Raw genomic sequence first — 7,556 nt, 5'->3', positions numbered from 1 at the left:
TCCTTTCAGGTCAAGATGATAGAAAAAGCCTCTCTCAATCCTTCAGTGCTAAAAGTGAAAGATGGAAAGGCGTAAACGTACAGAATACTCCTTTTTTGTTATTGTGGATAAAAAAGAATCTATATATATGTTGTAACAGAAATTATATACAATATCCACTAGCTTGTTGATAAGTTAGCAAACAAGACTGTGAACAACTATCCACAACTTATTCACACTTTGTGGATAAGTGAAACATATGATTGGGTTTTCCACATGTTAAAACACAAATATAATATCAAATAAAAGGCTATTGTGCAACGGTTTTTCGACAGTTATCCACAAATTCCATACATTGTAGATATTTGTTGTCCACACTACTATATTTTGTGATTTTCTTGTCGATAGCTGTTGTGGATAGAAAAAAATCGTCAATAAACAGTGAACATTGGTATGTGGATAAAATAAAATTTTCTTTGGGAAGGAGTTTAGCTAAAAAATGTAGGTGAGTTATAAATGGGGAATGAAGTTTATCTTCGTACCTTGACAGATAATACGCTTATTCCGTATAATTAGTGAGACTGTCTGAAGGATTAGTTTAAAGTTGTATTTATATATTTTCCCCTGGGAGGTGCATGATAGATGAAAAGAACGTTTCAACCAAATAATCGTAAACGTAAAAAAGTACACGGATTCCGCGCACGGATGGGCACTAAAAACGGACGTCAAGTTTTAGCTCGTCGTCGCCGTAAAGGAAGAAAAGTATTATCGGCATAGGCCACTGAAATAAGTCAGTGGTCTTTTTCCACTTGTTATGCCTTGACGTGGAAATAATGCAGTGTATATGGCTTATATTATATAAAAATGTGGGAGATATTTTCTTAATCGTAAGGGAGTCTCCCGTATTTCCGTTTAGTATGATTTTTTGTACAAGTACAGCGTCGGTTAAATCGGTGTTTGCGCTTTTAATATAAAGGTGATTGATATATGAAAAAGGAATTTCGGATTAAAGCCAATAAAGAATTTCAACATGTATTTAAGAAGGGGAAATCATTTGCTAATCGTCAGCTGGTCATTTATTTCTTAAAGAAGCCGGATCAACGTCATTTTCGTATTGGTCTTTCTGTTGGGAAAAAGATCGGCAATGCTGTAACAAGAAATCGGATTAAACGTTACTTGAGACAAGCATTTCTTGAATTGGAAGAGAACATCAGGAATGACTACGATATTGTTATTATCGCCAGACAACCAACAAAGGAAATGAGCTCCCATCAAATGAAAAAAAGTTTAACACATTTATTAATGAAACAGCATTTGCTTAAAAAATCGTAAAGGAATGCTGGTTTTATATAGAAATTTTCATGAATGTAATGATAAACTAATGAATAAGTAATATACATAGGCTTGTCTTGTGCACTATAGTCTTGATAGATTAAGTTATAGTGCAAGAGTTAGGAGGAAACAGGGTGCGTAAAAAGTTATTACTGCTTGCAAGCCTGGTTGGTTTGCTGGCAATTCTCTCTGGATGTACAGAATGGGATCAACCAATAACACCGGAGAGTAAAGGGTTTTGGAATACAGTTTTTGTTTATCCTTTGTCATGGGTTCTTACATATTTTGCTGACTTGTTCAGTGGCAGTTATGGTTTGTCGATTATTATTGTAACCATTATCATTCGTTTAATTTTACTGCCATTAAATGTGAAGCAATTAAAAAGTTCGCAGGCAATGCAGGACATTCAGCCGCAATTAAAAGAACTGCAAAAAAAATATAGTTCAAAAGATGCCAATACACAACAGAAACTACAGCAAGAAACGATGGCATTGTTTCAAAAACATGGAGTCAATCCGCTTGCTGGATGTTTGCCAATTTTTATTCAAATGCCGATTTTAATTGCTTTTTACCATGCAATCAGGCGAACGCAGGCAATTCAAAACCACCAGTTCTTATGGTTTGAGTTAGGTCAGCCGGATCCATTCTTTATTTTACCATTACTTGCAGGTGTAGGTACATTCTTGCAGCAAAAATTGATGATGGCGGGCAACCCCGCAGGACAAAACCCGCAAATGGCGGTTATGCTGTATATGATGCCAATTATGATTTTTGTCTTTGGGTTATTTTTACCATCCGCGTTACCATTATATTGGGTGGTCGGTAACATATTTATGATTGCGCAAACTATTTTCATTCGAAAGCCGATGATGGCTAATAATAATGGAGGAGAGAAGAAGTGAAAGAGATAACTGCTAGTGGACAAACGGTTGAGGAAGCGGTCCGGTCAGCGTTAGAGCAGTTAAACACCACGAAGGATCATGTCGAAGTTGAGGTTATTGATGAGGGAAAAAGGGGACTTCTTGGGGTCTTTGGTTCGAAACCTGCAGTTGTAAAAGTAACAAAAAAGGAAAATCGGGTCGAATATACAAAGAAATTTATTCATTCAGTTACCAGACAAATGAATGTGCCTGTTGAGATAGTGGTAACAGTGGAAGACAATCATGTACACTATGACTTGAGTGGCGAAAAAATAGCAATGCTTATCGGAAAACACGGACAAACATTAAACGCATTGCAATATTTGGTTCAACTTGTTTTAAATAAAGGCAGTGACCAATTTTACACTGTAACCGTTGATGCGGAAGGTTACCGACAAAGGCGACGGGAAACATTGCAGGCATTGGCAGAAAAAATGGCCAATAAAGCGGTACGATTGCAAAAAAAAGTGGCGCTGGAGCCAATGCCTGCGTTTGAACGTAAAATCATTCATCATGTATTACAAAATAATGGAAGCATTTCCACATATTCAGATGGAGTCGATCCGCATCGGCATATTGTTATTAAGCCATTATAATCTTTGTCTGTTTCGGGAAAAATATAAAAAGAAATTAAAAAAACACTTTGATCATTGATGATCAAAGTGTTTTTTTATGGCAATAAACTCTTGAATAGTTCGTCAGCTTTATTTCCACAGATTTCATCTTATTTTTTAATAATCGACCCGGTTTTAAATAGTTATGAACATGTGGATAAATAAAGATAAAGAGATGAATAAAAATCTGTTGTGGATAAGTTTATTTTTATTTTAACTTGTGGTATTCTATTAAGTTAGTGACCCTAAAAAAATAATTTCTTAACATATAGATATTAGCTATGGAATTGGAGGTGAAGTAATGGAAGCAGATACGATCGCAGCAATTTCGACGCCAATTGGTGAAGGTGCGATTGCTATTGTACGATTAAGTGGACCAGAAGCAATTGCGATAACGAATAAATTGTACCGCGGAAAAGATCTGGCAGAGGTACCATCACATACGATTCATTATGGGAAAATCATCGAACCGGAAACAGGGGAAGTTGCTGAGGAAGTGATGGTATCGGTTATGCGTGCACCGAAGACATTTACGCGGGAAGATGTCGTGGAAATTAATTGTCATGGTGGTATGGTTTCGGTAAATCGTGTGCTGGAACTCATTCTGCGTAAAGAGGCACGTTTGGCAGAGCCTGGTGAATTTACGAAACGGGCATTTCTAAATGGACGAATTGATTTATCGCAGGCAGAAGCGGTGATGGATCTCATTCGTGCCAAGACGGATAAAGCAATGTCTGTAGCATTGAAACAGATGGACGGACGATTGTCCTATTTGATTAAACAATTACGACAAGAACTATTGGAGACGGTGGCCCATGTTGAAGTGAATATCGATTATCCCGAATACGATGATGTAGAAGAAATGTCTCATCAAATGATGCGGGAAAAAACGCAAAAAGTGCATGAGGAAATTGCTAAGCTGCTGGAAGTGGCCAAACAGGGTAAAATTTTACGTGAAGGTTTGGCAACTGCGATTATTGGTCGTCCAAATGTAGGAAAGTCATCATTAATGAACGCACTTGTTCAGGAAAATAAAGCAATAGTCACTGAAGTCGCCGGTACAACCAGAGATGTCATTGAGGAATATGTCAATGTCCGTGGTGTGCCGTTAAAATTGGTTGATACGGCAGGAATTCGTGAAACAGAAGATATCGTTGAGAAAATTGGTGTCGAACGATCCAGACAGGTTTTGAATGAATCAGATCTTATCTTGTTTGTGCTGGATTATAATGAGGAACTAACTGAAGAAGATAAGCGGCTGTTTGAAGCAATTCAAGGTTTGCAGTATATTGTTATTATCAATAAAACAGATTTACCGCAAAAACTTGATTTAGATAGTCTAAGGGAATATACGGGAGGAAATCCTGTTATTACGACTGCATTAATTAATGAAACTGGAATTGATGAATTGGAAGCGGCTATTGCGAAAGTATTTTTTGCTGGTGATATTGATACAGGTGATTTAACCTATGTCTCCAATGTACGTCATATTCAACTGTTGAAACAGGCAAACCAGGCGTTGGAGGATGCAATGCAAGGCTTGGAGATGGCTATGCCTTTGGATATTGTACAGATTGATGTCACCCGTACTTGGGAAATTTTAGGTGAAATTATTGGTGATACCGCCAGTGACAGTCTGATTGACCAGTTATTTTCACAATTCTGCTTGGGAAAATAATGATACAGCGTTTCGAAACATATTCAGATAGGTATTGAATGCATCCAGTCAACGGTAGCAAAAGGATGCTTCAGCAGACTTCGAAAAAGAAAGGATGAAAAATATGGTATATGATGCAGGACATTATGACGTCATTGTCATCGGTGCAGGTCATGCCGGATGCGAGGCAGGTGTAGCTGCTGCCCGCATGGGTGCGAAAACATTAATGTTGTCCCTTAATCTGGATATGGTCGCATTTATGCCATGTAACCCATCACTTGGTGGTCCAGCAAAAGGGATTGTTGTACGGGAAATTGACGCCCTTGGTGGGGTTATGGCAAAAGTGATCGACAAAACATATATCCAAATGCGGATGTTAAATACCAGAAAAGGACCTGCAGTGAGAGCCTTACGTGCACAGGCGGATAAGCCATTATATATTCGAGAAATGAAAAAAACATTGGAAAATGAGGAAAACCTGACCCTTCGCCAAGGCATGGTTGACAAATTAATCATTGAAGATGGTGTATGTAAAGGCGTTATAACGGAAACAAAAGCAGCGTATCATGCTGAAAATGTAATTATCACTACTGGCACATTTATGCGCGGAAAAGTGTTAATGGGGGATCTGGAATATGAAAGTGGCCCCAACAACCAACGTCCATCGATCAAACTTTCTGAACACCTGGAGGAACTTGGTTTTGAAATTACCCGGTTCAAGACAGGTACACCACCACGGGTAAATAGTCATACGATCGACTATTCGAAAACAGAGATACAACCAGGTGATGTGAAAGCACAAGGATTTTCTTATGAAACGACGGAATATATTACTGACCAAATTCCATGCTGGCTCACGTATACAAATGAATTCACACACCAGATTATTAATGATAATCTGAGTCTTTCTGCGATGTATTCTGGAGCAAAACGTGGTACTGGCCCACGATATTGTCCTTCCATTGAAGATAAAATTGTTCGTTTTAATGATAAGCCTCGCCATCAAATCTTCTTGGAACCAGAAGGAAGAGAAACAGAGGAAGTATATGTCCAGGGATTATCAACCTCTTTACCGGAGTCTGTTCAGCATGAAATGGTAAAATCCGTGCCAGGTCTGGAAAATGCTGAAATCATGCGGGCTGGATATGCGATTGAATATGACACGATTGTACCAACACAACTTTGGCCAACATTGGAAACGAAAAAGATTCCTGGTTTGTTTACCGCCGGGCAAATTAATGGCACATCGGGATATGAAGAAGCCGCTGCTCAAGGGATGATGGCCGGGATCAATGCAGCAGCCAAGGTATTGGGAAAAGATCCATTAATTTTGGACCGCTCACAAGCATACATTGGCGTGTTAATTGATGACCTGGTTACCAAAGGAACAAAGGAACCATATCGTTTGTTGACATCCCGTGCTGAATATCGCCTGCTGTTACGTCATGATAATGCAGATTTGCGTCTAACGGAAATCGGCTATCAGTTGGGCTTGATTAAAGAAGAACGGTATCAAGCGTATCTGGAGAAAAACCGGTTGGTAGAACAGGAAAAAGAACGGCTTAGAAAAATTATCGTAAAACCGGAAGACAATGTTCAGGCATTGTTAAAGGAAGTAAATGCGACACCACTAAAAGAAGCAGTTAGGGCAGCAGACTTGTTAAAACGTCCGGAAATGACCTATGAACTCCTTGAACGGGTAATTGAAACGGATGACACCTTAACAGCGATTGTCAAGGAACAGGTCGAAATCCAAATCATGTATGAGGGTTATATTAAAAAAGCCAATGAACAGGTAGAACGCATGTTGAAGATGGAAGATAAGAAAATACCGGATAACCTTGATTATGACGATATTAATGGTATTGCTACCGAAGCAAGACAAAAACTGAAAAAGGTACGACCACTATCTGTTGGCCAGGCATCAAGGATTTCCGGAGTGAACCCATCAGATGTGTCTATTTTGCTCGTCTATATTGAACAAGGAAAAATAGCACGAGTGGCAAATTAAAGGTAAGGAGACGCCGTCATGAATCCAGAGCAATTTGTTACTGAATTAGGCAAGCATGGGATAAAATTGAGTAAAAAACAAATAAAACAGTTTGCTTTGTACTTCAACACCTTAATTGAGTGGAATGAAAAAATAAATTTAACGGCATTAACATTGGAAACAGATGTCTATTTAAAGCACTTCTATGACTCCATTACTGCTGCATTTTATTATGACTTTGCAAACAATCAGCATATTTGTGATGTGGGTGCTGGTGCTGGATTCCCAAGCATCCCGCTCAAAATATGTTTTCCAGATTTGCACGTCACTATTGTTGATTCACTTAAAAAACGGATTGGGTTTCTGGAACATTTGGCAACAACGCTTGATTTGAACAATGTCGCCTTTTACCATGACCGGGCCGAAAGCTTTGGGAGAAAATCGACATTTCGGGAAAAATTTGATGTTGTTATTGCTCGTGCCGTGGCCAGATTGTCAGTTTTAAGTGAATTATGTTTACCATTGTGCAAACAAAATGGCGTTTTTCTAGCTATGAAGGGTGCACAAACAAACGAAGAAGTAACTGATGCAAAGCCGGCACTGGCACAATTGGGTGGCGATACGCCCAATGTACATACGTTTGCATTACCAGAGGAAAATAGTGAACGTGCGATTATTTTTGTCAATAAAATAGGCAAAACCCCCTCCAAATACCCAAGAAAACCAGGTTTGCCAAATAAAAAGCCATTATCATGACCAAACGAGAATATCATTTGTTTGTTATATAATCACTATCTTAAGGTATGACAGTTAAAATAAACATAGCATTTTCCATAACTAGTCGTCACCAAAAAGTTTCACTTATTTTTTCTATGTCATACTTTTCTAGCTCCATCTATGATAGAATAAAATTAGTAGAGTGTTTTATGAGTTTATATTAGATGAAAGAAATTACTATGTTTCACGTGAAACATTTAATAAATAATGGACAGCAATACTTCTATATTAGGGCGTGAAGTTCTATTCATTTTAAAGATATGGGATTAATTTATGCTAATTGTATG

General features: G+C 38.2%; 7 protein-coding genes. All 7 read left to right on the top strand.

Going from position 1 to position 7,556, the window contains the following annotated elements; translation table 11 throughout:
- Nucleotides 1–621: 621 nt before the first annotated feature.
- The 7 genes from rpmH (at nt 622) to rsmG (ending at nt 7,248) form a co-directional block, all read left to right on the top strand.
- The gene (gene rpmH / locus O2S85_RS18660) at nt 622–756 is read left to right on the top strand and encodes a 50S ribosomal protein L34 (RefSeq protein WP_269410779.1); all 135 of its coding nucleotides are present in this window, start codon (nt 622–624) and stop codon (nt 754–756) included.
- A 210-nt stretch (nt 757–966) separates the two neighbouring features.
- Nucleotides 967–1,311, top strand: coding sequence for a ribonuclease P protein component (gene rnpA / locus O2S85_RS18655; protein WP_269410778.1), 345 nt, complete (start codon nt 967–969; stop codon nt 1,309–1,311).
- Nucleotides 1,312–1,445: 134 nt separating this feature from the next.
- Complete coding sequence (gene spoIIIJ / locus O2S85_RS18650; RefSeq protein WP_269410777.1) at nt 1,446–2,213, top strand: YidC family membrane integrase SpoIIIJ; 768 nt, start codon at nt 1,446–1,448, stop codon at nt 2,211–2,213.
- A complete protein-coding gene (gene jag, locus O2S85_RS18645) occupies nt 2,210–2,827 on the top strand; it encodes an RNA-binding cell elongation regulator Jag/EloR (protein ID WP_269410776.1) in 618 nt (205 codons plus the stop codon). The genes spoIIIJ and jag overlap by 4 nt, the downstream gene beginning before the upstream one ends.
- 319 nt (nt 2,828–3,146) lie before the next feature.
- Nucleotides 3,147–4,523: a tRNA uridine-5-carboxymethylaminomethyl(34) synthesis GTPase MnmE gene (gene mnmE, locus O2S85_RS18640; RefSeq protein WP_269410775.1), complete on the top strand. Its 1,377-nt coding sequence runs from the start codon at nt 3,147–3,149 to the stop codon at nt 4,521–4,523.
- 103 nt (nt 4,524–4,626) lie between these two features.
- Nucleotides 4,627–6,513, top strand: a complete 1,887-nt coding sequence (mnmG, locus tag O2S85_RS18635; RefSeq protein WP_269410774.1) for a tRNA uridine-5-carboxymethylaminomethyl(34) synthesis enzyme MnmG — start codon at nt 4,627–4,629, stop codon at nt 6,511–6,513.
- 18 nt (nt 6,514–6,531) lie between these two features.
- On the top strand, nt 6,532–7,248 hold the full coding sequence (rsmG, locus tag O2S85_RS18630) for a 16S rRNA (guanine(527)-N(7))-methyltransferase RsmG (RefSeq protein WP_269410773.1): 717 nt from the start codon (nt 6,532–6,534) through the stop codon (nt 7,246–7,248).
- Nucleotides 7,249–7,556 lie beyond the last annotated feature (308 nt).

It is taken from the genome of Lentibacillus daqui (assembly GCF_027186265.1).
GTDB classification, from domain to species: Bacteria; Bacillota; Bacilli; order Bacillales; family Amphibacillaceae; genus Lentibacillus_C; species Lentibacillus_C daqui.
Note: the sequence above shows the minus strand (reverse complement) of the source record. Positions and strands in the feature narration are given on the sequence as shown.

Excerpts from the sequence above, each read along its gene's own strand:
- rpmH (WP_269410779.1), top strand. The coding sequence starts at position 622 with ATGAAAAGAACGTTTCAACCAAATAATCGTAAACGTAAAAAAGTACAC.
- rsmG (WP_269410773.1), top strand. The coding sequence starts at position 6,532 with ATGAATCCAGAGCAATTTGTTACTGAATTAGGCAAGCATGGGATAAAA.
- mnmG (WP_269410774.1), top strand. The coding sequence starts at position 4,627 with ATGGTATATGATGCAGGACATTATGACGTCATTGTCATCGGTGCAGGT.
- mnmE (WP_269410775.1), top strand. The coding sequence starts at position 3,147 with ATGGAAGCAGATACGATCGCAGCAATTTCGACGCCAATTGGTGAAGGT.
- rnpA (WP_269410778.1), top strand. The coding sequence starts at position 967 with ATGAAAAAGGAATTTCGGATTAAAGCCAATAAAGAATTTCAACATGTA.